The organism is Hyphomicrobium sp. D-2 (assembly GCF_029872155.1).
In the GTDB taxonomy this organism is placed as follows: Bacteria; Pseudomonadota; Alphaproteobacteria; order Rhizobiales; family Hyphomicrobiaceae; genus Hyphomicrobium_A.
Genome location: NZ_JARXLA010000002.1, coordinates 1 through 25,836, shown reverse-complemented (window position 1 = coordinate 25,836; position 25,836 = coordinate 1). Strand labels below are relative to the sequence as shown.

26 protein-coding genes, 1 tRNA gene and 1 pseudogene are annotated in these 25,836 nt (G+C 61.5%); 15 read left to right on the top strand and 13 right to left on the bottom strand.

Annotated elements, in window-relative coordinates; genetic code table 11:
* Positions 1 to 4: 4 nt before the first annotated feature.
* The gene (locus QEZ49_RS02005; RefSeq protein WP_280383738.1) at positions 5 to 1,153 is read right to left on the bottom strand and encodes a DUF1513 domain-containing protein; all 1,149 of its coding nucleotides are present in this window, start codon (positions 1,151 to 1,153) and stop codon (positions 5 to 7) included.
* Positions 1,143 to 2,249, bottom strand: coding sequence for an imelysin family protein (locus QEZ49_RS02000; protein WP_280383736.1), 1,107 nt, complete (start codon positions 2,247 to 2,249; stop codon positions 1,143 to 1,145). Before QEZ49_RS02000 ends, QEZ49_RS02005 begins: the two co-directional genes overlap by 11 nt.
* Positions 2,250 to 2,612: 363 nt before the next feature.
* Here QEZ49_RS02000 and QEZ49_RS01995 point away from each other — a divergent pair, with 363 nt between their 5' ends.
* Positions 2,613 to 3,824: an imelysin family protein gene (locus QEZ49_RS01995; protein WP_348534787.1), complete on the top strand. Its 1,212-nt coding sequence runs from the start codon at positions 2,613 to 2,615 to the stop codon at positions 3,822 to 3,824.
* Positions 3,821 to 5,329 (top strand): di-heme oxidoredictase family protein, encoded by a 1,509-nt coding sequence (locus QEZ49_RS01990; protein WP_280383732.1) that lies wholly within the window; start codon positions 3,821 to 3,823, stop codon positions 5,327 to 5,329. The genes QEZ49_RS01995 and QEZ49_RS01990 overlap by 4 nt, the downstream gene beginning before the upstream one ends.
* Positions 5,330 to 5,399: 70 nt before the next feature.
* On the opposite strand, the gene pgi is transcribed toward QEZ49_RS01990, so the two are convergent.
* Both pgi and tal read right to left on the bottom strand, forming a co-directional pair.
* On the bottom strand, positions 5,400 to 7,046 hold the full coding sequence (gene pgi / locus QEZ49_RS01985; RefSeq protein WP_280383730.1) for a glucose-6-phosphate isomerase: 1,647 nt from the start codon (positions 7,044 to 7,046) through the stop codon (positions 5,400 to 5,402).
* Between the two features lie 219 nt (positions 7,047 to 7,265).
* Positions 7,266 to 8,342 (bottom strand): transaldolase, encoded by a 1,077-nt coding sequence (gene tal, locus QEZ49_RS01980; protein WP_280383728.1) that lies wholly within the window; start codon positions 8,340 to 8,342, stop codon positions 7,266 to 7,268.
* Positions 8,343 to 8,772: 430 nt separating this feature from the next.
* Between tal and QEZ49_RS01975 the strand changes: the two genes are divergently transcribed.
* The 8 genes from QEZ49_RS01975 to QEZ49_RS01940 all read left to right on the top strand — a co-directional run bounded on the left by QEZ49_RS01975 (position 8,773) and on the right by QEZ49_RS01940 (position 15,984).
* Positions 8,773 to 9,801 (top strand): aldo/keto reductase, encoded by a 1,029-nt coding sequence (locus tag QEZ49_RS01975; RefSeq protein ID WP_280383726.1) that lies wholly within the window; start codon positions 8,773 to 8,775, stop codon positions 9,799 to 9,801.
* Positions 9,802 to 10,040: 239 nt separating this feature from the next.
* A complete protein-coding gene (locus QEZ49_RS01970; protein ID WP_280383725.1) occupies positions 10,041 to 10,871 on the top strand; it encodes an alpha/beta hydrolase in 831 nt (276 codons plus the stop codon).
* A gap of 319 nt (positions 10,872 to 11,190) precedes the next feature.
* Positions 11,191 to 13,098, top strand: coding sequence for a methanol/ethanol family PQQ-dependent dehydrogenase (locus QEZ49_RS01965; RefSeq protein ID WP_280383723.1), 1,908 nt, complete (start codon positions 11,191 to 11,193; stop codon positions 13,096 to 13,098).
* Positions 13,099 to 13,236: 138 nt separating this feature from the next.
* Positions 13,237 to 13,923 (top strand): pentapeptide repeat-containing protein, encoded by a 687-nt coding sequence (locus QEZ49_RS01960; RefSeq protein WP_280383721.1) that lies wholly within the window; start codon positions 13,237 to 13,239, stop codon positions 13,921 to 13,923.
* Positions 13,924 to 13,928: 5 nt separating this feature from the next.
* Positions 13,929 to 14,411 (top strand): hypothetical protein, encoded by a 483-nt coding sequence (locus QEZ49_RS01955; RefSeq protein WP_280383719.1) that lies wholly within the window; start codon positions 13,929 to 13,931, stop codon positions 14,409 to 14,411.
* Positions 14,408 to 14,836: a cytochrome c-550 PedF gene (pedF, locus tag QEZ49_RS01950; RefSeq protein WP_280383717.1), complete on the top strand. Its 429-nt coding sequence runs from the start codon at positions 14,408 to 14,410 to the stop codon at positions 14,834 to 14,836. The genes QEZ49_RS01955 and pedF overlap by 4 nt, the downstream gene beginning before the upstream one ends.
* Positions 14,837 to 14,854: 18 nt before the next feature.
* On the top strand, positions 14,855 to 15,655 hold the full coding sequence (locus QEZ49_RS01945) for a quinoprotein dehydrogenase-associated SoxYZ-like carrier (protein WP_280383715.1): 801 nt from the start codon (positions 14,855 to 14,857) through the stop codon (positions 15,653 to 15,655).
* Complete coding sequence (locus QEZ49_RS01940) at positions 15,655 to 15,984, top strand: hypothetical protein (RefSeq protein WP_280383714.1); 330 nt, start codon at positions 15,655 to 15,657, stop codon at positions 15,982 to 15,984. The genes QEZ49_RS01945 and QEZ49_RS01940 overlap by 1 nt, the downstream gene beginning before the upstream one ends.
* Before the next feature lie 59 nt (positions 15,985 to 16,043).
* Here the strand turns inward: QEZ49_RS01940 and QEZ49_RS01935 are convergent, their stop codons facing one another.
* From QEZ49_RS01935 to QEZ49_RS01910, 6 genes are all read right to left on the bottom strand, one after another.
* Positions 16,044 to 16,253 (bottom strand): heavy-metal-associated domain-containing protein, encoded by a 210-nt coding sequence (locus tag QEZ49_RS01935; protein WP_280383712.1) that lies wholly within the window; start codon positions 16,251 to 16,253, stop codon positions 16,044 to 16,046.
* Positions 16,254 to 16,292: 39 nt separating this feature from the next.
* Positions 16,293 to 17,030, bottom strand: a complete 738-nt coding sequence (locus tag QEZ49_RS01930; RefSeq protein ID WP_280383711.1) for an outer membrane beta-barrel protein — start codon at positions 17,028 to 17,030, stop codon at positions 16,293 to 16,295.
* Between the two features lie 793 nt (positions 17,031 to 17,823).
* The gene (locus tag QEZ49_RS01925; RefSeq protein WP_280383709.1) at positions 17,824 to 18,159 is read right to left on the bottom strand and encodes a P-II family nitrogen regulator; all 336 of its coding nucleotides are present in this window, start codon (positions 18,157 to 18,159) and stop codon (positions 17,824 to 17,826) included.
* Between the two features lie 4 nt (positions 18,160 to 18,163).
* Complete coding sequence (locus tag QEZ49_RS01920; RefSeq protein ID WP_280383707.1) at positions 18,164 to 18,895, bottom strand: DUF1538 domain-containing protein; 732 nt, start codon at positions 18,893 to 18,895, stop codon at positions 18,164 to 18,166.
* Entirely contained in the window at positions 18,892 to 19,587 is a 696-nt protein-coding gene (locus QEZ49_RS01915; RefSeq protein WP_280383705.1) for a DUF1538 domain-containing protein, read from the bottom strand. Before QEZ49_RS01915 ends, QEZ49_RS01920 begins: the two co-directional genes overlap by 4 nt.
* 15 nt (positions 19,588 to 19,602) lie before the next feature.
* A complete protein-coding gene (locus QEZ49_RS01910; RefSeq protein WP_280383704.1) occupies positions 19,603 to 19,905 on the bottom strand; it encodes a hypothetical protein in 303 nt (100 codons plus the stop codon).
* Between the two features lie 95 nt (positions 19,906 to 20,000).
* Here QEZ49_RS01910 and QEZ49_RS01905 point away from each other — a divergent pair, with 95 nt between their 5' ends.
* Together QEZ49_RS01905 and QEZ49_RS01900 are read left to right on the top strand one after the other, a co-directional pair.
* Positions 20,001 to 21,320 (top strand): glutamate decarboxylase, encoded by a 1,320-nt coding sequence (locus QEZ49_RS01905; RefSeq protein WP_280383702.1) that lies wholly within the window; start codon positions 20,001 to 20,003, stop codon positions 21,318 to 21,320.
* A gap of 317 nt (positions 21,321 to 21,637) precedes the next feature.
* A tRNA-Lys gene (locus tag QEZ49_RS01900) sits at positions 21,638 to 21,715 on the top strand.
* 289 nt (positions 21,716 to 22,004) lie between these two features.
* Here QEZ49_RS01900 and QEZ49_RS01895 read toward each other — a convergent pair.
* Entirely contained in the window at positions 22,005 to 22,619 is a 615-nt protein-coding gene (locus QEZ49_RS01895; protein ID WP_280383700.1) for a S4 domain-containing protein, read from the bottom strand.
* A gap of 287 nt (positions 22,620 to 22,906) precedes the next feature.
* Here QEZ49_RS01895 and QEZ49_RS01890 point away from each other — a divergent pair, with 287 nt between their 5' ends.
* The 3 genes from QEZ49_RS01890 to QEZ49_RS17235 are packed head-to-tail and all read left to right on the top strand — an operon-like array spanning position 22,907 to position 23,949.
* The gene (locus tag QEZ49_RS01890; RefSeq protein WP_280383698.1) at positions 22,907 to 23,323 is read left to right on the top strand and encodes a hypothetical protein; all 417 of its coding nucleotides are present in this window, start codon (positions 22,907 to 22,909) and stop codon (positions 23,321 to 23,323) included.
* 5 nt (positions 23,324 to 23,328) lie between these two features.
* A complete protein-coding gene (locus QEZ49_RS01885) occupies positions 23,329 to 23,637 on the top strand; it encodes a hypothetical protein (RefSeq protein ID WP_280383696.1) in 309 nt (102 codons plus the stop codon).
* Positions 23,638 to 23,949, top strand: a complete 312-nt coding sequence (locus tag QEZ49_RS17235; protein ID WP_348534795.1) for a DMT family transporter — start codon at positions 23,638 to 23,640, stop codon at positions 23,947 to 23,949.
* Here QEZ49_RS17235 and QEZ49_RS01880 read toward each other — a convergent pair.
* Positions 23,892 to 24,203: a tRNA-guanine transglycosylase gene (locus QEZ49_RS01880; RefSeq protein ID WP_280383694.1), complete on the bottom strand. Its 312-nt coding sequence runs from the start codon at positions 24,201 to 24,203 to the stop codon at positions 23,892 to 23,894. The two genes, QEZ49_RS17235 and QEZ49_RS01880, sit on opposite strands and share 58 nt — an antisense overlap.
* 882 nt (positions 24,204 to 25,085) lie before the next feature.
* Positions 25,086 to 25,836 (bottom strand): annotated as a pseudogene (locus QEZ49_RS01875) (S-adenosylmethionine:tRNA ribosyltransferase-isomerase); the annotation flags it as partial.

Below are 25,836 nucleotides of genomic sequence, written 5' to 3'. Positions count from 1 at the left end.
CATTTCAGCCGATGACGCGCACGTGGTTGTCAAACGCGCGGCCCGGAAATGTCGTCGTGGTCAGATGGGTGTGGTCGGGCTGCTCCGTCTGCACGATGCCGTGGCCGGACGTCATCGCAAAGCCCGGCCCCTCAATGCCGGCGATGCCGCAGCTATCGGCAAGCTGGCTTTCGCCCACCACCTGTTGGCGCTCAGTATCAATGTAGACGATGCGGCCCGCGCGCGGCGCCGATGCCGCCAGCAAACGGCCGTCGCCGCTGACAGCAACCGAACCGATATAGCCCGCCAATGATGCGCCCATCGGCTTTGGCGGCGCGATGATACGCAGCGGCGCGTCGAGCCCGGCGCAACCGACCAGATCGGGCGAGTCGACGTTCTCGCCTTCCCACTGGCATCCGAACCACACCGTACCGCGTGCATCCTGCGCCAGATGCCGGATGGATAGACGGTGCAGCTCCGCGCTCTGCTTGTGTTGTGCCAGCAGCCGGCCATTGCGGCGATCAACGAATGCGAGCGAAGGCTCCATCGAAGAAAGGTTGAGCTTCTCGCGACCGGTTTCAACGTGCGTTTCAATGCCGCCATTGGCGATGGCCAGCGTGGTCCCGTCAGCGAGCAAAATCACCTCATGCGGGCCGATGCCGTAGCTGGGAAATTCGCCGATGCGTCGAAAGCCGCCCGCGACGTCATAAACGCCGATGAGGCCGTCGCGCGTGTCGTTGTCGTGCTCGGTCGCATACAGCAGCCGGCCATCGCGCGAGAACACGCCATGACCGTAAAAGTGCCGGTTGGCAGGCGTGGTGAATACTGACGGCGGTTGCCGGTCATGGATGTCGAAGCTGAGCGCGAATGTGCCGGGCCGGCGCGCAAACACCACGGCGCGGCCGCTGGCGTGATCAAGCGCGATGTCATGCCCGCGCCCTTCCAGCGACACCTCATGCAGCAAGGTGCCGTCGAGCGACATGATGACGACCGAATAGCCGCCATCGGGGCGGCGGCACGCGGCGATGAGATCGCCCGGCATGATGCCGCTGTCGAATGCGCTGTCATCAGCGGTGGCCGCTGACGCAATCGCAGTACCGAAATGCACCGCCGCAGTTGTCGAAGCCAGACACACCGCAGCACCGATCAGAAGCTGTCGCCGATCAATCGCCATCAAGTTCATTGAACCCTATTGTCAGCCCGGCGAGCGTTGCCATCTCCCGCCCGACCAGTTTGCGAATGCCGTCTATCTGGAACCGCAGGATGCGCAATCGACGCGAGCGCACCTCGCCGGTTGTTTCCGTGTTGTCGATCGCCTCGGGCACCTCGTCGGACAACCTGTCGAACGCGCCGGAAATCCAGCGCGACATCCAGGTTTTGTCTTTCGGCACCGCCACGGTGAGATCCATGACATCATAGAGCTGCTTCAGCGACTGCATTTTGGCAACGATGTAGCGCGCCGTGAGACCGGAACGCGCAAACACCAGCAGTGGCTTGCGCGCCGGATTAACGGCGGCGTATTCCATCTGCACGATCTCGCGATCGAGGATCATCTGCAGCCCGGTGATAAATGCACGCGCAAAATCTGCGGTCACTTCATCGGTGGTTTTATATGGACTGTTGCCGACGCCAGGCTGCAGCAGCCGCGTGCGCCATCCATCCGCGCCGCTCCACGCTGCAATGACCTCCAGCGTCTCAGCCTGAACGGCCTCAGCGGCGGCGACGGCGAGACGGCAGCGGTAACGGCCATCGTCCGTCGTATCGGTAATCGGTCGCTTGTCATCATAGAGCAGCAGTTCAAGCGCGCCGAGCCCCTGCACCGCCGCGCTCTTCTTCAGCAGCACCTGCGGATCAAGTGCACTTTCATCGCGACTGGCAACGAGACGCCCAACCTGACGCGGCGTGACGTTGCGCGCATCGGGCCAGAAATGAAAACGTTCAGCACGGCCGATCTGGGCCATCGGGCCCATGCGCAGAAAATCCACCGCTGCCCATGACAGTGCTGTTTTCTCGAACTCGCCACGGGCGTCGGCCAGCTTGGCAGCGTCGCCTGCACACACGCCGGCGATGATGCCGCCCAGCAATGCGCTTTCATCTGCCAACGTTTGGAAGTGCGGTAGCAGATAGCTGTCGACGATGCGTTCGTTGATCTTGGCGAAGTCTTCGTTTGCCGCCGATGCTGGCGATCCTGCTATGCCGCAGCCGAGAAGCACAAGCCCCAGCGCTGCGCAGACCACCGCCATTCTCAGAACGCTAGCGCGCGAACGCATGCATTTCCCCAGGCACAATCATCCCCACCGAGGCCTATAGCAGCACTTTCACGTGAACGCGCGCATTCTACATTGCCGCGATCCGCGCCTACGCCTTATTTCATCTTTTTGTTAGCCTGACGTCGGGTCAAAATATTCTTGACTTATGCTGTCCGCAATCATTGTGATCGGCTTGGTCAACAGTTCCCGGCACGCCCGTTTGACCGAGATCAGATCGGCCCAGTATTGCTATCGGTGCCGCGGCGCTTGCCGTAACCCGCACATCACTCCAACCACCAAGGAAGGCTTCGCGCAATGTTCAACAGGCTGGCTAGAACCCTGATGGCCACCGCCGTCATCGCTTTTGCTACCGGAGCGTGCGCAGTGGCACAGGAGGCGCCCAGCGTGGCGGCAGTCTCCAAGACGTACGCCGACATCGCCGAAGCAGGATATTCAGATTCCCTCACCGGCGCGCAGGCATTGAAAGTCGCCGTCGATGCGCTCATTGCCAAGCCATCGGAAGACACGCTGAAGGCCGCACGCGCGGCCTGGATCACGGCGCGCAAGTCGTACACGCAAACGGAAGCCTTCCGGTTCGGCAACAAGATCGTTGATGACTGGGAGCCGCGCGTGAATGCATGGCCGCTGGACGAAGGGCTGATCGACTACGTCTCGCAGGACTATGCCGATCAGGGCCTGCCGAACGATTTCTACCTCGCCAACGTGATCGCCAATCCCAAGATCAAGATCGGTGGCGAAGAGATTGACGCCAGCGTCATCAGCAAGGAGCTGCTGAGCGACAAGCTGCAGGAAGCGGGCGGCGTAGAATCCAACGTGGCGACCGGCTATCACGCCATTGAATTTCTGCTGTGGGGCCAGGATCTGAACGGCAACGATGCCGGCGCCGGCAATCGCCCCGCGACCGATTATGACACCGCAAACTGCTCCAACGGCAATTGCGATCGCCGTGCGCAGTATCTTAGCGTCGTCACCGATCTGCTGATCGACGATCTGACGTGGATGGTCGGCCAGTGGGGCGAGAATGGCGATGCGCGCAAGACGGTGATGTTCGACGGCGGCAACGTTGGCTTGTCAGCCATTTTCCGCGGCCTCGGCAGCCTTTCATACGGCGAACTGGCAGGCGAGCGCATGAAGCTGGGCCTGCTGATCCACGATCCGGAAGAAGAGCAGGACTGCTTCTCCGACAACACACACAACGCCCATTACAACAACGCTCTGGGCATCCGGAACATTTATCTGGGCAGCTACAAGCGCCCCGATGGAACGGTCGTTTCCGGCCCCAGTGCATCCGATCTCGTACGGGCGAAATCCACCGAAGCTGACAACGCTACGCGCGCCGCACTCGACACGACGATGGAGCGCATGCAGGCCATCGTCGATCGGGCGGAGAGCGGAGAAGCCTATGACCAGATGATCGGCGAAGGTAATGCGGAGGGCAACGAGCTGGTCGAGAAGGCCATTCAGGCGCTGATTGCGCAGGCCAAGGCTCTGGAGCGCGACGTCGGCGTACTGCAGCTCAAGGCCATTCAGTTCGAAGGCTCCGAAAGCCTCGACAATCCCGGCAGCGTGAGGTGAGGCAACCACCGCTGTGCGGGCTGGCGATACTGGTTCCGGGGCTGATGGCCATTGCAATGGCCGCTGCCTCGGTTCCAGCGACGCAACTGCACGGTGCAAACGCTTTGCACGCTGTTGCTGCCTTGCCGGACGATGATGCGGCTGAGGCACTGCCGGGCGGCAACGCAACGACACGCGAAAGCTACGACACGCCCAACGCATTTTCGCACCCCTCGCACGGCATCGGCCTTGAGGGGGAAGCGAAATTCAAGGTAGGCAACGGCGTTTTCCGCAAGCTTTGGGTATCGGCGCCATCGTCGACGAAAAGCTCTGACGGGCTAGGCCCGCTGTTCAATTCCCGCTCGTGTCAGAACTGCCATCTGAAAGACGGTCGCGGCCACCCACCGTCCGCTAACCGCCCGGATGCGACGGCGGAATCGATGGTGCTGCGGTTGTCGATCCCGCCGCAGAACGATGAGCAGCGGCGGTTGCTGGCGGAACGGCGCGTCAACACCATCGACGAACCGACCTATGGCGAGCAACTGCAGAACATGGCGGTGCGCGGGCTCGACAACGAAGGCCACATGCACATCACCTATGACGAAGTGCCGGTGACCTTGAAAGACGGCACGCAGGTGAGCCTGCGCCGTCCGACGTATCGCGTTGAGGCGCTTAAAGCTGGCCCGCTGCACGCTGATACGATGCTGTCACCACGCGTTGCGCCGCAGATGATCGGCGTCGGGCTGCTGGAAGCCATCCCCGATGCGCAAATCCTGGCGCACGCCGATCCGAACGACAGCGATGGCGACGGCATATCGGGACGCGTCAACGAGGTGTGGTCGGCGCAACGGAATGACGTTGCGATCGGTCGTTTCGGCTGGAAGGCGGGCAAGGCAAGCGTCGCCGATCAGACTGCAAGTGCGTTTGCTGGCGACATGGGGCTTTCCACGCAGCTTGATCCGCGCAATGCCGGCGATTGCACGGCGCAACAACCTATCTGCCAAAACGCGCCGCACGGTGCGCGGAAGCGCGATGGCGGCGTCGAGGTTGGCGCCGCGCTGTTCGACCATGTTGTGTTCTATGCGCAGAACGTTGCCGTGCCGCTGCGCCGGAACATGAACGATGCGCAAGTCAAACGCGGCAAGTCGGTGTTCCATGCGCTCGGTTGCCAGAGCTGCCATGTGCCGTCGTTCGTGACCGGGGATGTCGACAGGCAGCCGCATCTCAGTCAGCAGCGTATCTGGCCATATACCGATCTGCTGTTGCACGATATGGGTGAAGGGCTCGCGGACAACCGGCCGGAGGGCGTTGCCGATGGCCGCGAATGGCGCACCGCGCCGCTGTGGGGCATCGGGCTGACGCGAACGGTGAGCGGGCACACGCTGTTGCTGCACGATGGCCGCGCGCGCTCAATCGAAGAAGCCATTCTCTGGCATGGTGGCGAAGCACAGCGTGCCCGTGATGGCTATGCCGCCTTGGCGCGCGAAGATCGCGATGCGCTGGTGCGGTTTATTGAATCGCTTTGACGACGCCGCAGCGATAGCGCCATGACGCTCCGCACGTTCGATCGACGCATGCGCGGCACCAACACAACCATCAGGATTGGTGGCGGGCGTTGCGATACCGCTGGATCAGGGCGTTGGTTGAAGCGTCGTGCTGCAAATCCGGCGCGGACGTAGCGGTGATTTCCGACGCGATCTTGCCCACCAGTACCTTGCCGAGTTCCACGCCCCACTGGTCGAACGGCCCGATGCCCCAGATTGCCCCCTGCACAAACACGCGGTGTTCGTAGAGCGCAATCAGCGCGCCCAGCGTACGCGGGTCCAGCCGATCCGCAAGCAGCATGTTGCTGGGACGATTACCGTCCATAACACGGAACGGCGCATCGGCCGCGCTGACGCCGCTGGCTTCGACCTCGGCAAGCGAGCGACCGAACGCCAGCCCTTCCGCCTGCGCGAACAGGTTGGCCATCAGCAGATCGTGCGGCGCGGCGAGCGGGCTGAGCGGCTGCAGAAAACCGATGAAATCCGCCGGCACAAGATGCGTGCCCTGATGCAGCAACTGATAGAACGAGTGCTGACCGTCGGTGCCGGGCTCACCCCACAGAATGGCGCTGGTCGCGAAATCAACCCGGCGCCGCTCAAGATCGACGCTCTTGCCGCAGCTCTCCATCTGCAATTGCTGCAGATAAGCCGGGAAGCGTGCAAGGTTCTGCGCATACGGCAGAACGGCCTGCGTCGCGGCGCCGAAGAAGTCCGCATACCAGACGCTCAGCAGCCCCATGATAACAGGCAGATTCTGCTCCAGCGGCGCGGTGCGGAAGTGCACATCCATGTCCGCGAACCCCGCCAGCATGGCGCGGAAGTTTTCCGGGCCGACAGCGAGCATGGTAGAAAGTCCGATGGCGGAGGGCAGCGAATAACGACCGCCAACCCAGTCCCAGAACGCGAACATATTAGTGGTGTCGATGCCGAACTCCGCCACCTTCTGCGCGTTCGTTGAAACGGCGACGAAGTGCTTCGCCACCGCGCGCTCATCGCCCAGCCGTTCGATCAGCCATTGCCGCGCGAGATGCGCGTTGCTCATCGTTTCCTGCGTCGTGAAGGTTTTGGACGACACAACGAACAGCGTCTCGGCCGGGTCCAAATCGTGCGTTGCTTCCGTGAACGCCGCGCCATCGACATTGGCGACGAAACGAAACCGCATATCGCGCGCGCTGTAGGGGCGCAGCGCCAGATAGGCCATCTCCGGCCCCAGATGCGAGCCGCCAATGCCAATATTGACGACATTGCGGATCGGCAGCCCGGTGTGACCGATCAGATTTCCGGAACGCACACGATCGGAAAACACCGCCATGCGATCCAGCACCGCGTGTACGTCCGGCACGACGTTGCGCCCGTCGACCTCAATAACTGCATCAATAGGCGCGCGCAACGCTGAATGCAGCACGGCGCGGTTTTCAGTGGTGTTGATCCTGTCGCCACGAAACATCGCATCACGACATGATGAGAGTTGGCGTTCCTCGGCCAGCTGGAACAGCAGCGCCATGGTTTCAGCGGTGATGCGGTTCTTCGAATAATCGAGAACCAGCCCCGCGCCCTCAACGGTGAAACGGGCCGCGCGCTCGGGATCGGTGGCGAACAGATCGCGCAGCGTCGCATCCTTGACGGCGGCGTAGTGATCGGAAAGCGCCCGCCACGTGGGTGCGGTGGTCAGCGGTGCAACGGCAATGGCCTCGGTCATCGGATCGGTTCTTTCGCAAGCCAATAGTTGGAGAGCAAATTTAGGCGAACTGCGCACACAGAACCGCACGGACCTTCAATCAACGAGGCCCCGTGCGGGTGCGCTACTGTGATCCGGAAAATGGGCCAGAGGGAGAAACGGTTCCGGCCCATTTGTTGATGGTATTAAATCGCGATGGGTTGCATGCACCTTTGCGGGTGCGCAACCGACCGCCATACGCTACGCAAGCGCCTTCGTCTTCGAGGCAATCGAAGCAAGCAGATCGCGCCACGAGGCGACAAACGCCTTGGCGCCATCTGCCTGCAGCTTGCGGCCCAGCGCCTCGACATCGACGCCCGCTTCCGCGTGCGCGGCAAAGATCGCGTCGCAGTCACCACCGTTGGCAGCAAGCAGATCGCTCGCCGTGCCATGATCGGCGAATGCGCGCAGCGTATCCTCCGGCATGGTGTTGACGGTGTTGGGTGCCGCAAGCTTGTCGATATACAGCGTGTCAGTAGCGCGCTTGTCCTTGCTGGAGGTGCTGGCGAACAGCAGCCGCTGCGGCCGCGCGCCGGCATTTTCCAGCCGCTGCCAGCGGTCGGATGCGATCAGTTCGCGGTAAGCGCGGTAGGCGCTCTGGCCGATGGCAATGCCGAGCCGGTTCTTGATCGCGTCGGGCACATCCTCAACGATGGCGCGATCCCAACGGGAAATGAAAACAGAAGCGACGGAACGCACATTCGCATCGAGGCCAGCTGCAACGCGCCGCTCCAGACCGCGCACGTAGGCTTCAGCGGCCGCGAGATAATCGCCGGTTGTGAACAGCAGCGTCACGTTCACCGGCACACCCGCAAAGGTGGCGGCTTCGATAGCGGGCAAGCCTTCATGCGTGCCGGGAATCTTGATGAAAAGATTGGGGCGATCGGCCTTGGCATAAAGGCGCTTGGCTTCAGAGATGGTTGCATCGGCGTCGTAGGCAAGCAGCGGCGAAACTTCGAGCGAGACCCAGCCGTCAACGCCACTGGTGCGATCATAGATCGGCCGGAACAGGTCGGCAGCGCGGCGCAGGTCATCAAGCGCCAGCTCGAAGAACAGCTCCTCGTCGGACAGGCCCTTGCGCACCAGCGCTTCCGCGGCGGCGTCATAATCTGATCCGCTGCCGATCGCCTTTTCAAAGATGGTCGGGTTGGAGGTGAGCCCGGTGACGGAAAATTCTGCGATCATCTTCGCCAAACGCCCGCTGTCGAGCATCGAGCGGGTGATGTCGTCGATCCAGATGCTTTGGCCGGCTCGGTGCAGTTCTTTCGTCGCCGTCACGGGCGGTCTCCAATCATTCCTGCCAGGGGAAAATTCAGCCCCTGAGATAAAGCGCGTTACGATGGTGAGGTTCTAACCGAAAGCAGCGACAATTCGAAGCGCAATGAGCGATGAGCCCTAATCGCGGATGGTTAGCCCGGAAACAGCGAACTTTCCGGCATTTCAAAACGTTACCTAAGTAGCATCCGGCGCTCAGGAAACTGTTGGCGTGAATTGGGGCGCCAATGCGGATTGCATAGAAAGTAATCAGATAAGCCGCTGTCCAGCGCCCTGCTATCGTAGGCAGGTGGACGCCGGTCCGTTCGCTGGCATGAATTAGGCGCACCACTTTCTCGTCCGGATGCGCCGGATGCGGACCAGCTTGCAGACCCAAAGCCGCTCCCTATCTAGGCATTAACCTCGCTTCCCCCGCCCATCAGAGGAACCAGCCATGGAATATCGCCGTCTCGGCCGCTCCGGCCTCACCGTGCCCGCGCTTAGCTTCGGCACCGGAACATTCGGAGGCGTGGGCAAGCTGTTCTCCGCCTGGGGCGACACCGACGTTGCGGAAGCCCGACGGCTGATCGACATCTGTCTCGATGCCGGCGTCAATATGTTCGACACCGCTGACATCTATTCGCAGGGCGAGTCTGAGCGCATTCTGGGCGAAGCGCTGAAGGGCAAGCGCGACAAGGCCATCATCTCCACCAAGGCGACGTTTCGCTTCAACGACGAGCCCAACAACGTCGGCTCGTCACGTCAGCATCTGATCGCCACCGTGGAAGCGCAATTGAAGCGCCTGCAGACCGATCACATCGATCTGTTCCAGCTTCACGCCTATGACGCGCTGACGCCGCAGGAAGAAGTGTTGTCGACGCTGGATACGCTCGTGCGCGCAGGCAAGATCCGCTACACGGGCGTTTCGAATTTCTCCGGCTGGCACCTGATGAAATCGCTGTCGGTGGCCGACCGGTATGGCTATCCGCGCCACGTCGCTAACCAGACCTATTATTCGCTGATCGGCCGCGAATACGAGTGGGAGCTGATGCCGCTCGGACTTGAGGAAGGCGTCGGCGCGGTGGTGTGGAGCCCGCTCGGCTGGGGCCGCCTGACTGGCAAGATCCGTCGCGGCACCGGCATTCCCAAGGAAAGCAGATTGCATGGTTCGGCCGATGCCGGCCCGCAGGTGAGCGATGAGTATCTGTTCCGTGTCGTCGATGCGCTTGAGGACGTCGCGAACGAGACCGGCAAGACCGTGCCGCAGATTGCGTTGAACTGGCTGTTGCAGCGCCCCACCGTTTCCAGCGTCATCATCGGCGCGCGCAACGAAGAACAACTGCGCCAAAACCTTGATGCCGTGGGCTGGAACCTGACGCCGGAGCAGGTCGCCAAACTGGACAAGGCGAGCGAGATCCCCCTCACCTATCCGTACTGGCACCAGCGCGGCACGTTCCTGGAGCGCAATCCTGCTCCGGTATGATGGCGCAACCCGCTGCCGCAGGATGATGTCTGCGGCAAGACAATGATGCCGGCGCCGCCGTGTCCGAAGCCTATTCATTGAGCAGATTATTCCCCCGGTGACGCCATCGTGCGCACCGGGTTTTTTTGTTTGCGTGTCTGACAGCGAAAGATAAAGCTGCGCCTATTCTGTTCGTCGTCGATAAATGCTCCGCACGCATACCTTGATACGCTGAGACGGCCTTTTGCGGAGAGCGAGCCATGGACACGATCACCACCAAGGATGGCGTTGAGATTTTCTACAAGGATTGGGGACCGAAAACCGTACAGCCGATCGTGTTCCACCATGGCTGGCCATTGAGCGCCGACGACTGGGATACGCAGATGCTGTTTTTCCTCGCCAACGGCTATCGCGTTATTGCGCTCGACCGGCGCGGACACGGGCGCTCAACACAGACCGCCAATGGCAACGACATGGACACCTATGCCACCGATGTCGCCGCGCTGACGGATGCGCTCGACCTGAAAGATGCAATCCACATCGGCCATTCGACCGGCGGCGGCGAAGTTGCGCGCTACGTTGCGCGGGCCAAACCGGGGCGCGTTGCAAAAGCCGTGCTAATCAGCGCAGTGCCGCCGGTGATGCTCAAGTCGGCCAAGAATCCGGACGGCCTGCCGATGGAAGTGTTTGACGGCTATCGCAGCGCGCTGGCCGCAAACCGCGCGCAATTCTATCGCGATGTCGCCGCCGGTCCGTTCTATGGCTACAACCGTTCCGGCGCCGAACCGCAGGAAGGCGTCATCCAGAACTGGTGGCGCCAGGGCATGATGGGCGGCGCGAAGGCGCACTACGACTGCATCGCTGCGTTCTCAGAAACCGATTTCACCGACGACCTGAAAGCAATCGACGTTCCGGTGCTGGTGCTGCATGGCGACGACGATCAGGTCGTTCCGTACCAGGACGCCGGCGTGCTGTCGGCAAAGCTGCTGAAGAACGCGACGCTGAAAATATATCCGGGATTTCCGCATGGCATGCCGACAACCCATGCGGATGTCATAAACGCCGATATACTGGCGTTTCTTAAGCACTGACCTTTTACCCGCCAACATGACATTCTGCGGCGCATAGCGCGCCAAGCCAGCGGCGATTCTGCTCCATCGGGTGTGGACGAGGCCGCTGCTCCGCCGCGCTCGACTCCATTTGCCATTTGTACGCGAAGCGATGCGGGACTTCCTCCCGATGCCAAGGTGATTGTCCCGCGCTTTGCATTGGCCATTAGTCGAATGAGTGCCGTTTTTACGATCCCATTTGGCCAAAAGGCGAATGGACGCAAATCCATTTTTCTCCAAGTTGGAGCGAGGCGCGGCCAAACGCTGCACCTTCAAACATAACGATATTGGAGAAACGCCCATGCAACGTCGGCTCCCCGTCCGGGGCGTCAACGCGACGCTTTTTGCCGCCGCCTCGACCCTGGCCATTGCAGCTTTCGCATGTAGCTTTCCGGCCGCTTCTGAAGCCGCTGAGCAGCGCCCCGTAACCTGGGAAGACATCCTCAACGACGAAAAGACCACTGACGACGTCGTGAGCTGGGGCATGGGCGTTCGCAATCACCGCTACAGCACCCTCGACAAGATCAACGTCAACAACATCGCCAACATGAAGCCGGCGTGGTCGTTCTCGTTCGGCGACGAGAAGCAGCGCGGCCAGGAAACCCAGGCGCTGGTTCGCGACGGCGTGATCTATGTGACCGCTTCCTATTCGCGCGCCTTCGCTCTCGATGCCAAGACCGGCAAGCGCCTGTGGAGCTACACGCACCGCCTGCCCGACGACATTCGTCCGTGCTGTGACGTTGTGAACCGTGGCGGCGCGCTGTACGGCGACAAGCTCTACATGGGCACGCTGGACGCAGGCATCGTTGCGCTCGACATCAAGACCGGCAAGCAGGTTTGGTTCAAGAAGTTCGAAGACCACACCGCTGGCTACACGATGACCGGCGCTCCGAACATCATCAAGGACCAGAAGACCGGCAAAGTGCTGCTGATCCACGGTTCTTCGGGTGACGAATTCGGCGTTGTCGGCCGCCTGTATGCACGCGATCCGGACACGGGCGAAGAAATCTGGATGCGTCCGCTGGTCGAAGGCCACATGGGCCGCCTGAACGGCAAGGACTCCACGACGACGGGCGACGCAAGCGCACCTTCGTGGCCGAACGCGAAGGACGGCAAGAAGGTTGAAGCCTGGAATCAGGGCGGCGGCGCTCCCTGGCAGTCTGCCACCTATGACGAGAAGACCAACACCATCGTCATCGGCACCGGCAACCCTGCTCCGTGGAACCACCATTACCGCTCCGGTCCGAACGGCGACTGGAAGCCTTACGACAGCCTTTACACGTCCGGTCAGGTTTACATCGAGCCGTCGACGGGTGAGCCGGTTGGCTTCTTCCAGCACACGCCGAACGATGCGTGGGATTACTCGGGCAACAACCCGATCACGCTGTTCGAAATGGAGAAGGACGGCAAGACTGTTCGCGCTGGCGCCCACGCTGACCGCAACGGCTTCCTGTTCATCACCGACCTCGACAAGCTGACCGCACGCGACGGCAAGATCTCCAAGCAGGCTGGTTCTGCTCTGGGCATCTATCCGATGGTTCCCGACATTTCGTGGGCCACCGGCTGGGATCTGGCAACGGGTCGTCCGCACGAAGTTGAAGGCCAGCGTCCGCCGGCCCCGGCTGAGGGCGAAGCCAAGGGCAAGACCATCCAGGTGACGCCGAACTTCCTCGGTGGCACGAACTGGATGCCAATGGCCTACAGCCAGGACACCAAGCTGTTCTACATCCCGACCAACGACTGGATGGAAGACTACTGGACCGAGAACGTCACCTACAAGAAGGGTGCCGCCTATCTCGGTCAGGGCTTCCGCATCAAGCGCCAGTTTGACACCCACGTCGGCGTGCTGCGCGCGATGGATCCCACCAACGGCAAGGTCGTCTGGGAACACAAGGAAGCTATGCCTCTGTGGGCCGGCGTGCTCACCACCAAGGGTGGCTTCGTGCTCACGGGCACCAGCGACGGCTACGTGAAGGCGTTCGACGCCAAGAACGGCAAGGAACTGTGGAAGTTCCAGACCGGCTCGGGCGTTGTTTCGCAGCCTGTCACCTGGGAAATGGACGGCAAGCAGTACATCGGCATCACGTCCGGTTACGGCGGTGCAGTTCCGCTCTGGGGCGGCGACATGGCCGACCAGACCAAGCAGGTGAGCCAGGGTGGTTCGTTCTGGGTGTTTGAAGTTCCCCAGACCACGGCCGCTGCAGAGTAACGGCACGCTCCATGCGGGTTCTGGCTCCCGCATGGGTTCGCTCCCTACGGCGAGGGCAGTCGGTGATGAACCGGCTGCCCAAGCCGCACCCTAGACGTGAGCGTCGCTAGTCTCCTGACTGAACCCAAGGTGCCATCAATGGCTTTTCACCGTTGCGGCCGTCGTGCCGTTTTTGCGGTTGTCGCTGTCATCACCGGCGCTGCGGCGACGATGAGCGGAGCGCTCGCACAGAGCTATCCTGCAATTGAAAACACGGAAGACAGACCCGATCCGTGGATCATCAACGGCTGCGTCATCGCGCCGAAGACGGTTTGTCACAACGCTGATCTCCGTCATGCCGATCTCAGGCATGCAAATCTTGAAGGCGCCGACCTGAAAGGCGCAAACATGGCGCGTGCGGATCTGCGTCACGCCAATCTCAACGGTGCCGATCTGAGCGGCACCAACCTTGATGGCGCCGACATGCTGATCGCATTTATGGCGCGTACAAATCTGAACGGCGCCTCGTTGCGCGGCGCAAACTTCAAATCAGCACGGTTGCCGAAGGCGGACCTGTCGAACACAGATCTCACCGCTGCCAGCCTGGAAAATGCCTGGGTGAAGGAAGCCCGCTTCAAGAACGCGCGCTTCATCAACACCGATCTGCAGGAAACCAAGTTCTACGGCGCGGATCTCTCTAACGCCGTGTTCGATGGCGTGCGCATCCGCTTCGCGATCTTCCAGGATGCGTTCATGGAAGGCTGCAAGGGCTGCCCGCACGACTGGCAGACCGGCGTGGCGCAGTGGAGTCAGGATCCGGCGCGGTGGGAACCGGGCCCGCAATGATGGCAATGCGGCGCGCAGTTCGGCTCATGTGCTCCGGCGGTTGGGCTACGGTTGCGCGCGTATACGTTGTCGTAGCGCTCTCAGCTTTTGCAGCCGCCGTACCGGCCAAGGCGCAGACGCATGATGACATCCGCGCATGCGCCGCAATCCCGGACGACGCCGAACGCCTTGCCTGCTTCGACCGCACCGTGCGCAAGCTCACCGCGCCGAAATTCGAAGGGCGTCTCAGCACCACGACCGAACGCTTTCACATCGATCAGCCAACGCAGCTTCGCTACGAAAGCGACGGCCCGATCTTCGTTCTTTATCTCAAAGCCGACGACGGCAGCATCATCCAGAACCTGCACATCGGCGGCGGCGGCCAGGCCACGTATCTCATCGAGCAACCCGGCACGTACTTTCTTGACGTGAGCGGCAGCGAGACGTGGCGCATCTGGCTTGAACCGCCGTCCACCACAAATGCCAACCAACGAGGCCCTTCACTATGACGTTCCGCGCATTCCTGGCCGCACTCATGCTGCTGCCCGTTCTTCCCATCGCAGCCGTCTATGGTCATGGCGATGGCGCGCCGCAGCCGGTTGACACCTCCGGCTTGCCGCCGCTCGGCGACCAGTGGCAGGCAACCAATCCTTACCGCAACGATGAAGCGCTGCGCGCGACCGCCATCGAGATCGGCTCGCGCGGCTACAATTCCAACTGTGCGCGCTGCCATGGTCTGGAAGTGAAATCCGGCGGCATGGCACCGGATCTGCGCGAGCTGGGCGAAGGCGAAAGCGAAGACGCCTGGTTCATCGCCCGCGTGCTTGGTGGGGCTACCGTTGGCGGCCGCCAGAAGATGCCGCCATTCGATGGCCTGCTGAATCAGGAAGCCATCTGGGCCATTCGCACGTACATTGACTCGCAACCAGAATAACGACGCAAGGAACCCACCATGTCCGCCACGCGCTTCATCATCTGCGTTGCCGCCGCGTTCCTTGCCAGCTTCTCGGCGGCCCTAGCTGACGACAGTGCGTGGAGCTCGATCCGCAAGGAGCTGTTCGCCGATCGAGCGATCAGCGAGGACAGCGGCATGGTGCGGGTCGTTGCACCGAAGCGGGCGGAAGATGCCGCCGTGGTTCCGATCACGGTCTACATCTCCGGCCAGATCGCCAATCGCGCGAAGCGTCTGTCGCTGATCATCGACGAAAATCCTGCTCCGCTGGCGGCGGCGATAAACTTCGACACCGCTTATCGCGAGGGCGGCGATATTGGTGATCGCACCATCGAAGCGCGCGTGCGGCTGAACGACATGAGCGCTGTCCGCGCTGTGCTGGAAACCGACGACGGGACACTTCATGCCGCCAGCCAGTACGTCACCGGCGCGGGCGGCTGCACGTCTACGACGCTGAAGGACATGGACGAGGCGATGGCATCGCTGGGCAAGACGCGGCTGCACGTCTACGACGATGCGACCCGCGGTGAAGCGTGGCGCGATCTGCAAACTCAGATCCGGCATCCGAATTTCTCCGGCATGCAGATCGACATCAAAACCAACACGTATCTGCCCGCGCACTTCGTTGAACGCGTGGACCTGACCGTCGGTGATCGCCCGTTTGCGCAGATCGAAAGTGGCATGTCGGTGTCAGAAAACCCAAGCTTCCGCATTAGCTTTGCGCGCCACGGACGCTTCCCCGTCAAGGCCGTGGTGCGTGACACCAACGGCAATCTGTTCGACGCCAGCAGCGGCTCATGATGGGGATCGCGGTTAAGCTGGCCATGTGCAGCGCCATGGTTGCGCTTGCATTGGGTGCATCAGCAGCAAATTCGTCCGCGCGCGCAGAGATCAAAGACTACATGATCCTGCGCCTGTTGTATCTGGATACGAGCTGTGGCGTCGACCATCTGGAGCTGCTTGAGCCGGACGCCGACGGCAATCAGCGCTTCTACGCCAAATGCCGTAATGTCGGCAGCTATCCCGACGGCCTTGAGGTGCTGTGCACCGATCCGGACGACGATCGCGCCTGCAAGGTTACGACCCCGGAGAAGACGTTCAAGCACCTTGAGTTGCTGCGGCAGCGCTAGTTTTGCCCGGCTTCGAACGGGCACACGGTCATGTGCCTGACAGACGAAGCCGAGCCCTATCACTCCACCGCGCGCGCTTCCCAGCCGGCATTCAGCAGTTGTTGCAAGACGGCGTCGGAGCTGGCCGTGGTTTCAACCTGGATGCTCCGATCAACGACATTCGCGGCAATTTTCGCCGCCGGATCCAGCACGGCGACGACCTTCTCGACCGCCTTGGCACAACCGCCGCAGGTCATGTTTTTAATGTGAAACTGCACGCGATTTCCCATGACCTGACGTTCCGCATCCATGCGCATTATAGCGAAGGGCTATTTTAGCGGTGTCGCATAGCCACTGTCACCACCACCGAGTTTAACCGAAATCCTGCCGCGCACGACGTTGAAAGTGTTCTCGACATCGACGACTTCGCCCACCACTCCAGCGGCATCCGCCAGCGCGAACTGTTTGTCGTGCAGATCGACGCGGATGTATTCAAGCCCGAAGCTGATGCTTGGCGTGATGAGATATTCAAACCCGCCGCCGTAGTTCCAGCCGGTTATCTTTTCCTTGCCGCGCAGATCAAGCGGGCCGCCGCCAGCGTCGATATCAGCTTTTACGTTCGCACGCGCGTAACCGGCCGTTCCGTAAACCAGCGCGCGTCCGAACGCGTAGCCAAGCCGTGCATTGGCCAGCAGCAGACCGTTCAGCTCATTGCCGCAGACGCGCGCGCCGCCCTGACAAAAGTCGGCCTGATCGACGTTGAGCGCGCCTGAGTAGGAAACCTCAGCGCCCAGAACGAAATCATTCCACTGTTGCTGATAGCCGATCTGACCACCGAACAGTGCGCCGAGACTGTAATCAGGTGAGGCTCTGCTGCCGTTGGCAAATGTCCAATCGCTGTCGCCCCAGGCGCCGGCTTCATGGACACCGAGATAAAGACCGCTCCATGCGTCTCTCGGTGAATAGGACTGATACGAATTAAACGGACCTGCTGCTACCGCCGTTGCAAAACTAACCGGCAGAACACACGCAACAACACCACGCGACAAACGCCTAAATACAGACATATACAAACCCTCAAGCTACAAAACTAACGTCAACAGCATAGGCGCGAATACGCAGCGCGTTCCATGCAGCGCCCTGCCCTTATGCACAAACTTGAACGTTCATGCACAGGCACTGCCGCCTTCACATGATCTATTGTCCGCGCATGGCCAATCAATCCGCCGACAGACGATGCGTGACACTGAATGTCGGCCTATGCTTATGTTGCAGCGCTAAGCGGCAATCAGGCGAGCGCGAGACCTGGCTTTGCCGCACCGATCAACGGCACAGACGCACAGGCTTCGGCAGTCACATTGAATTGACGATATGCGCGCACGTGACATTGCCCGCATTCGGGGCAGACATACGCATCACCGCCCCGCGCGTAGGACGATGAAACCGGCGCCCAATGGCTAAGCTGATCGGGCGGCACACAGCGGTGCTCGGCAGCTAGCCGATTGCGAAAACGGGCAAAGAGAGAGTTCTGCGGCATGGACCTGACAACGTCACGCGCCGTGAGGCGCCGATGATTGATTTGGACTGCACGCAAAACACTGGTGATCTGTCTAACACAGGCTTGTTCAGCCTGCAGCGCCATCGCCGCCGGCCAGAGTCGATTCATGTGGGAATTGTTGGATAACTCGTGCCGAAATCCGGTCGCTGTGGATGAGCGCAACAGGCATTCTACCGAAGGCGCTGAACCGACACGAAAAATCTGCAGAGAAATTTAGCTGGCCGCTACTGGAGAAATGGCAGCGGTGCCGCTGCCTGCAACGTGGCTGGCTTCAACCAAGCTCAAGCAACGTTTTGACGGCGTCACGCGCTTCCGTCGCCCCCTGAGCCCAACACGTGGGGCACACCTTCCAGGCGGCTAACCGGCACCACAAAGGCCAATCCATTGCCCGGCTCATCGAGCTTTGCGGCGGCAACAATGGCATCAAGGATTGCGTCCGCCGCATCGGTATAGACGAGCGTCAAAACGATTTCCTTCTCCGGCTCAATGGCGATACCGAGGATGGACTGGTTCTCGTGAATGCCGACACCACGACCCAACATCACCGTGCCGCCATGGGCGCCAGCTTTCTTGGAAGCGGTCAGCACCGTATCGCCCCAGCCCTTGCGAACGATACTCACGATCAGCGACGTAGGCATGCGTTCAACCCTTTCGTGCCAGTTTACGGCGTAAGATCAAACCGAGTGTCATCAGTGAGATGACCGGCGCAACAGCAATCAACGCCACGAGCCCCAAGCCATTCACAATCGGATTGGTATCACCCATCGCGGCCGAGACACCCAGCGCCAGCGCGAGCAGAAACGTGTTTGCCAGCGGACCGGTCGCAACGCCACCGGCATCAACTGCGATCACAACGAAATCGCGCTCACTCAACCACATGATGACAAGTATCAGCAGATAGCTCGGGATCAGCAGGTAAAGGATTGGGATCTGATAGGCGATCCGCACCATGCCCAGAGCAACGATGAGCGCGACGCCGATGCAGATGGCCTGCAGTACCACAATGCGCCGGATCGAACCGCTGGAAGCATCCTCGACCTGATCGGCGAGAATGCGCACCGCCGGTTCGCCCCATGTGGTGACATAGCCAAGAAACAATCCGGCCGCGACCAGAACCCACGTTTGACCGTCGGTGCCCAGCGCCTCGCCTATCGCGCGGCCCACCGGCAAAAATCCGATGCTGACGCCGGCGAGAAAAAAGAACAGGCCCGCCGCTGAAAGCGCGGTGCCGATGATGATGTCGACGAAATCCCGAAACGGCAGCTTCAGCACAAAAAGCTGGAACGCTGCAAACAGCACCGCCAGCGGGGCCACCGCCAGAACGACACTGACCAGCGTGCTGCGCAACTCCGCAACCAGATCCAATTCTATCATGCCAGAATGATCCCCATGATCATGACGGCAATGATCGGGCCTATCGATGCAAAGCCCAACAGGCCGAAACCGTCGGCAATGGCCGAGCGGCCGGCAAGCACCGAGCTGAGGCCAATCGCGAGCGCGATGATAACGGGCGCGGTCAAAACGCCGGTTGTTACGCTGCCAGCGTCATAGGAAAGCGCCACGAATTCTACCGGGGTAAAAAATGACAGCGCGATGACAGTGCCGTAAGCAATGCTGAGCATAAGGCGCACCGAGAAGCCGAAGATGATGCGCGCCATCGCCAGCCCGACGAAAATCGCAACGCCCAGCGCAATGACATAAAGCACCACGTGCTCGCGTATGCTGCCGTTGGAGGTTGCGTCCACCTGCGAGGCCAGCACGAGAACGTCCGGCTCGGCCACGGTTGTTGCAAAACCCATCGCAAATCCGACTGCGATAACCAGCGCGATCGAACCGAGTTTGGGCAGTTCCGCGCCGATGAAACGGCCCATGGGCAGCACGCCGATGTCGAGCCCGGCGAACAGCAGAACCATGCCGATGATCACCAGCGCCGACCCGGCCAGGAACTGCGCCACGATTGCGAGCGGCGCGCTTATCAACACCAGCAGCAATATGCAGACAACCGCGACAAGCGGCGCGACGGCGCCGACGACTTCCTTCAGTTTTTCGAACAGAAGTGAATACACCGAAGACCTGCGCGATCATGTTTTTGTGACAATGAAATGCCCGCGCATTGCTGCGAGCAGACGTCCACCAGCACGAAGTGCAAACGTGCTTTTATGAGTCAACACGTTGGCGCGGAAGAAGAGCCATTTGAGGGCGTAACGCGCGCACTTTTTCAGGTCGGTGATGCGCTGGCACCGCACGCACGTCGGAATTGGCAACGCCGGCAACGCAATTTGCACCGCTGTAATCGGAGGCTGCAGTTCAAGGCGCAGCCGCCGCCATTTTACCGCTGTCAAAATGTCATTCTGGAACGGCGCACAAAACAACATCAACCACAAGCGCGAACCCACACCACGGATGAACCCTATCGCCACCGATAAATGGCTTTATCGGCGCTGGCTTTCAGTTCGCGGCTATCGGGGAGCGTGCAGTTATGGCTCAGGATCGTTTTGCGGCCAAAGTGGTCTCGGAAACGCTGGATGACGCATTCGATGCGATCTACGGCGCGCCGGAAATGCGCAAGCGCCTGCCGACGGCAACCTTTCCGAGTGGCATCGAAGATCCGGACCGTGTTTATGCCGCGCTGCGCGATGAGCTGATGCTCGATGGCAATGCACGCCAGAACCTGGCGACGTTTTGCCAGACGTGGGAAGAGCCGCAGGTTCATCGCCTAATGAATGACTGCATCGCCAAGAACCTTGTCGACAAGGACGAGTACCCGCAGACGGCGGATATTGAGGCGCGCTGCGTGCGCATGATCGGCGACCTGTGGCACGCGCCCGAAAGCACGCAGGCGGTCGGTTGCGCCACCACCGGTTCCAGTGAAGCGGCAATGCTGGGCGGGCTGGCGATGAAACGCCGGTGGGAGGCACGCCAGCGCGCTGCCGATAGGCCCATCGACAAGCCGAACATCGTGACCGGCCCGGTGCAGGTCTGCTGGCACAAGTTCGCCCGCTACTGGGATATCGAGCGGCGGGAAATCCCCATGGACAACGGCCGTCTGCTGATGACACCGGAAGAGGTGCTGCGCCGCTGCGATGAAAACACCATCGGCGTGGTGCCGACGCTCGGCGTCACATTCACCGGCGCGTATGAGCCGGTGCAGGCTGTCAGCGATGCGCTTGACGAACTGCAGAAGCGGACCGGCCTCGACATTCCCATCCATGTCGATGGCGCCAGCGGTGGCTTTCTGGCGCCATTCTGCGCGCCGGATCTGATGTGGGATTTCCGACTGCCGCGCGTGCGTTCGATCAACGCTTCAGGCCACAAATTCGGTCTGGCGCCGCTGGGCGTCGGCTGGGTGCTATGGCGCGAGGTCAAGGATCTGCCGGACGACATGGTGTTCTGGGTGAACTACCTCGGCGGTGAAATGCGCGACATCGCGCTCAACTTCTCGCGCCCCGGCGGTCAGGTGGTCTGCCAGTATTACAACTTCCTGCGGCTCGGTCGCGACGGCTATCGCAGCATCCACTCCGCCTGCTACGCGAGCGCAAAATTCCTGGCCGATGCCATCGCCAAGCTAGGGCCGTTTGAAATCATTTTCGACGGCGACATGGCACGCGGCATCCCCGCCGTGTCGTGGAAAATCAAGGACGGCGTCGATCCCGGCTTCACGCTGTTTGATCTGGCCGACCGGCTGCGCGTCAACGGCTGGCTGGTGCCTGCCTACACGCTGCCGGCCAACTGTCAGAGCCAGACAGTGCAGCTGCTCTCGTGCGCAACGGCGTCAGCCTTGATCTGTGCGCGCTGCTGATGCGCGACATGGCGGCGGCCATCGATCACTTCAAAGCGCATCCGGTGCAAACGCCGCTGACGAGCGACGAAGCCTCCGGGTTTCATCGATGAACCGCTCAGGCTACCGATGATGAAACGGTGGCGGGCGGAAGTGGGCGGATTGCTCCGATCGATACCGCAGGGCACAGGCCGAGCCGCATGGGCAATCACCCCTCTGAATTTGTTGCAGAGACACGCTTGGCTGGCTTTTGCCGTAAGAATTGCAGAAGGTCGCCCGGGGTGTGGGTTCGCCTTGACCGTTCCACCTCCTCCGCCTAAAGCACGGCTCACCTTGAGGGGCCCGTAGCTCAGGGGTAGAGCACCTGACTTTTAATCAGGGTCGTCGATGGATCGATCCCCATCCGGGCCTCACCAAGGATTTCAGACTAAATCCCGGTTTTTCTCCGCGTCTGTGAAGGCGGGCGCGTCACGGCCCTTTGCCGAGATCGCCGAGGGTGATTTTCCCAATCCCCACGCGCACGAGACGAAGAACGTCGGCACCCTGCGCCGCGACCGTCCTGCGCACCTGCCGGTTGCGCCCCTCCGTCCGCACGACCTCGACCCAGCTTGAACGGTTGCCTGATCGCAACAGCCGCACCGCAGCCGCGCTGAGCCGCTCGCCGCCGTCCTCGACGAGGCTGCGTAGAGCGCGCCGATGAAATCGTCATCGGCGACCCGGTCGATTTTTACGTGATAGGTTTTCGGAACGCCAGGACGCCGAGATCAGGCGGGTAATGCGGCCCAGCCGACTGTCGTTTGTCAGCAGAAGCAGCCCGCTTCGCTCGCCTTGTCGAGACGACCGACGCGAGGAAGACAGGAACGGCAGGTCCGGAGGCAGAACAGATCGCCGACTGTCTCCGCTCGTGCGGGTCGCGCCGCGCGTGGTAACGAAGCCGCGCGGCTTGTTCAGCATCAGATAGATTTTTGCTTCAGCCGCGATGGCGCCGCCGTCGACCGTGATCCGGTCGCGGTCTGGATCGACGCGCAGCGTAGCGACGCGGGCGGTGCGGCCGTTGACCGATACCCGACCGGCCTCGATCAGAACGGTGGCTTCAGTGCGCGAACAGAACCCAAGTTTGGAAAAGCGCGCGCGGCTGGGCTTTGACGACAGGGCGGCGCGAGGCGACGGCGTTCCGGCGCCACGCGCGATGGACGATTGATGGCCTGCCGCCCTTCCAGAAAACGGACGATGTGACATGGCGAGGCTCGCGCCTTGGGGTGCCGCGTCCCGACAGGCAAAAAAATTCACAAAGGCAGGATGAGAGCGGCTGCCGGGCATGTCATGACCCCGGACGCGCCATCGCCTCCGGGGGTTAGAATTCCCGTGATGGAAAGTCCTCCCGGCGCGGAAGATGCGGATGAAGCGCTGCTTTGCTCATGGGGCATCCCCTTCGCGCGATCGTGTGGTATCACGTCAATTGGTGCTGCCGAAAACGCCGCAGCCTGCGCCGCCAACTCAGGGCGACTGAGGCTTAAAGCGATGATGGATCGCGCATTTTGCAGCGATGCCCACTGTCCCTGACCGATGCGCGTTTTGGCGCACCGGCCATTTTGCGCCGATGGGATATGTACGCGCGCTATGGACGAAACTCGCAATGCCAGAAGACCGGCGCCGCGATACCGGCAGAGCGCGTGCTGCCCGCAGCGCAGCCGCGCCGCGAGGTGTTGATCCCAGCTGCGGACCGCCTCAAGGCCATCGGGCTGATGTGTGTTGCCGTTGCGCTGTTTTCTGCGCTCGATACCTCGGCCAAATATCTGGCGACCGCCTCCGGCCTGCCTGTGGTGCAGATCGCGTGGTCGCGCTTCCTCGGCCAGTTCGTCATCATGTTGTCGATGCTATCGGTGCTGCCGATTTCGGCGCTGTTGGGCACGCGCAAGCTGAAGCTTGAACTGCTGCGCTCACTGCTGATGGTATCGACCACCGCGTTCAACTTTCTCCTTTACTTATACAGCTCGATCAGTCGATCTCCGTCGTCTTCTTAGCGCCGTTGCTGGTTGCGCTTCTCGCGGGGCCGCTGCTAGGCGAATGGGTTGGCCTGCGCCGCTTCATCGCCATCGCAGTCGGCTTCGTTGGCGTGCTGATCGTCGTGCATCCCGGCGTCGGCGAATTTCACTACGCGGTTATATTCGCGTTCGGCTCCATGCTGGCCTACGCGTTCTTCATGCTGCTGACGCGCTTTCTCGCCGCCCATGATGCGCCGCTGGTGATGCTGTTTTATTCGGTGCTGCTGGGCGCGTTTGGACTGGCGCCGTTCGCGCTCTGGAACTGGGTGTGGCCGCCGGATGCAACGGCATGACTGCTGCTGAGCGTACTCGGCATTTTCGGCGGCGTTGGACACTATCTGTTCATCCACGCATACCGGCTGGCACCCGCGTCCAGCGTTGCGCCGTTCATCTACATCCAGATGCTGACGATGGTGCTGTTCCGGTTCACCGTATTCGGCGACGTACCCGATGTGTGGACGCTCATTGGCGCGTCCGTCATCATCGCGTCCGGCATCTATCTGCTCAACCGCGAGCGCAGTGTGCGCAAAGCGGTTGCGGAAACCGATCAATCTGACCAGCGGTTCGGTTCGTGCGTTCGATACGGTCGAGCGTTTCTTCCTTGAGCATTGAAGCGTCCTTCGGCGATGGCGAGGCGCATCGCCGCCATCAGCTCCTGATAGAATGTGGTGTTGACCCACGACAGCAGCATCGCGCCCAGATATTCACCCGAGCGCACGAGGTGATGCAGATGAGCGCGGGAATAATCGCGCGCGCCGGGACATGAGCTTTGCTCGTCCAGCGGCGCAGGGTCGTCCGCGTGCCTGGCGTTACGCAGGTTTACCTTGCCGTTCCAGGTGAGCAGAACCATGGCGACCATTGCGCGTCAGCATCACGCAGTCGAACATGTCGACGCGAGGCGACAAACGCGATGAGATCGGACGGCGTGCCGGCGCACATCAGATAGCGCGGCTTGTGCGATGGCAGATGCGGCAGCACGCCATCCAGCGTCCACGCAACATCAGTTCCTGCACCCTCCCCCACTGCAGGCCGCCGACAGCATGGCCATTTGATCCATCGCAACCAGTGCGCTGCGCCGAACATGGCGCAGCTCCGCATCGACACCGCCCTGCGATGCCGAACAGCGCCTGCCCCGGCCAGCTGGGTCGGAGAACGCGCGCTGCGCCCTCGCGGCCAGCGCAACGACAACTCCATCGCCCGTTCGGTTTCTTTGCGCTCGGCGAGCAACGGTAGCCATTCGTCGAGCTGCATCTGGATGTCGGAGCCGAGCAGACACTGGATTTCCACCGCCCGTTCGGTGTCAGCAGATGGCGCGATCCATCGATATGCATTGCAAGCACGCCCTCTTCGTTGATCTTGCGGATCTTCGACGACATGACGAAGCCGCCGCTATCGGTCAGGTTAACCCCTGGCTGGCTCCAGCGCATGAAGTTGTGCAGCCCGCCGAGACGCTTTGGTGACGCGCGCTCGGCTCAAGGCGGCGCAGCCATCGGGTGATAGGTGTTGGCCAGCACCGTGTCGGCTGCCGCCTGCTTCCACTTGATCGAAGGTCAGCGCCTTCACCGTTGCCACCCGTGCCCCACCGGCATGAACGCGGGCGTGCGCACGATGCCACGCGGCGTCTGACCTCGCCAGCCGCGCCGCACCGTCCTGCTTCAAAGCCGATAGCCGAGGGTACGCGCCTGCTGTTGCATCGGTGGAATGTTCTTTCGGTTTCGAAGGCGTCATAGCTGCGGTGCGATCAATCATGGTTCGCACGCATCAGCAGCGAGAGGGCGTCGCCGTAGGAATAAAACCGGTAGTCATTGGCGATCGCGTGCGCTTGCGCCGCCTGCATGCGCTCGCGGCCAGCAAACGCTGAAACCAGCATGAACAGCGTCGGCCGCGGCAGATGGAAGTTCGTCATCAGCACGTCGACCAACGCGAAACGATATCGGCGTGATGAAGATATCGGTGTGATCGCTGAAAGGTTGCAGCTCGCCTTCGTGCGGCCGATTCAGCAGGCGCAACGATGTCGTGCCTACAGCGACGATGCGGCCACCATTCGCGCGCACAGTGTTGAGCGCCTGCACCGTTTTGCGCGCTCACCTCACCCCATTCTGAATGCATCTTATGCTCGGCGGTGTTTTCACCTTCACCACCGGCGAAAGGTGCCCGCGCCAACATGCAGCGTCACGAAGTAGCGCCCGGAAACGCCGCGTTCCGCAACGCGCAGGCGCTCGGTGTGAAGTGCAGCCCCGCCGTCGGCGCGGCCACAACGCCGTCGCGCGCAGCGTAGATCGTCTGATAGTCGGCGCGGTCGGTGCTTTCGACGCCGCGCTTGCCGGCAATGTATGGCGGCAGCGGCATCTCGCCCACGGCCGCAATGGCAGCGTCGAGATCCGGCCCGACAAGATCGAATGCGACATCAACTTCGCCGCCTTCGCCGCGGCTTGGCGCAGTGCCTTCCAGCGCACCCAGCATGCGCATCTCGCCGCCGTGGTGAACTGCTA

What these genes read in the sequence shown, in the direction of transcription:
- pedF (WP_280383717.1), top strand. Translation starts at nt 14,408, where the DNA reads ATGACGTTCCGCGCATTCCTGGCCGCACTCATGCTGCTGCCCGTTCTT.
- QEZ49_RS01945 (WP_280383715.1), top strand. Translation starts at nt 14,855, where the DNA reads ATGTCCGCCACGCGCTTCATCATCTGCGTTGCCGCCGCGTTCCTTGCC.
- QEZ49_RS01925 (WP_280383709.1), bottom strand. Translation starts at nt 18,159, where the DNA reads ATGCCTACGTCGCTGATCGTGAGTATCGTTCGCAAGGGCTGGGGCGAT.
- QEZ49_RS01965 (WP_280383723.1), top strand. Translation starts at nt 11,191, where the DNA reads ATGCAACGTCGGCTCCCCGTCCGGGGCGTCAACGCGACGCTTTTTGCC.
- QEZ49_RS01955 (WP_280383719.1), top strand. Translation starts at nt 13,929, where the DNA reads ATGCGGCGCGCAGTTCGGCTCATGTGCTCCGGCGGTTGGGCTACGGTT.
- QEZ49_RS01935 (WP_280383712.1), bottom strand. Translation starts at nt 16,253, where the DNA reads ATGGGAAATCGCGTGCAGTTTCACATTAAAAACATGACCTGCGGCGGT.
- QEZ49_RS01920 (WP_280383707.1), bottom strand. Translation starts at nt 18,895, where the DNA reads ATGATAGAATTGGATCTGGTTGCGGAGTTGCGCAGCACGCTGGTCAGT.
- QEZ49_RS01890 (WP_280383698.1), top strand. Translation starts at nt 22,907, where the DNA reads ATGTACGCGCGCTATGGACGAAACTCGCAATGCCAGAAGACCGGCGCC.
- pgi (WP_280383730.1), bottom strand. Translation starts at nt 7,046, where the DNA reads ATGACCGAGGCCATTGCCGTTGCACCGCTGACCACCGCACCCACGTGG.
- QEZ49_RS01895 (WP_280383700.1), bottom strand. Translation starts at nt 22,619, where the DNA reads ATGCCCGGCAGCCGCTCTCATCCTGCCTTTGTGAATTTTTTTGCCTGT.
- QEZ49_RS02000 (WP_280383736.1), bottom strand. Translation starts at nt 2,249, where the DNA reads ATGCGTTCGCGCGCTAGCGTTCTGAGAATGGCGGTGGTCTGCGCAGCG.
- QEZ49_RS02005 (WP_280383738.1), bottom strand. Translation starts at nt 1,153, where the DNA reads ATGGCGATTGATCGGCGACAGCTTCTGATCGGTGCTGCGGTGTGTCTG.
- QEZ49_RS01975 (WP_280383726.1), top strand. Translation starts at nt 8,773, where the DNA reads ATGGAATATCGCCGTCTCGGCCGCTCCGGCCTCACCGTGCCCGCGCTT.
- QEZ49_RS01880 (WP_280383694.1), bottom strand. Translation starts at nt 24,203, where the DNA reads ATGGTCGCCATGGTTCTGCTCACCTGGAACGGCAAGGTAAACCTGCGT.
- QEZ49_RS01930 (WP_280383711.1), bottom strand. Translation starts at nt 17,030, where the DNA reads ATGTCTGTATTTAGGCGTTTGTCGCGTGGTGTTGTTGCGTGTGTTCTG.
- QEZ49_RS01970 (WP_280383725.1), top strand. Translation starts at nt 10,041, where the DNA reads ATGGACACGATCACCACCAAGGATGGCGTTGAGATTTTCTACAAGGAT.
- QEZ49_RS01905 (WP_280383702.1), top strand. Translation starts at nt 20,001, where the DNA reads ATGGCTCAGGATCGTTTTGCGGCCAAAGTGGTCTCGGAAACGCTGGAT.
- QEZ49_RS01960 (WP_280383721.1), top strand. Translation starts at nt 13,237, where the DNA reads ATGGCTTTTCACCGTTGCGGCCGTCGTGCCGTTTTTGCGGTTGTCGCT.
- QEZ49_RS01940 (WP_280383714.1), top strand. Translation starts at nt 15,655, where the DNA reads ATGGGGATCGCGGTTAAGCTGGCCATGTGCAGCGCCATGGTTGCGCTT.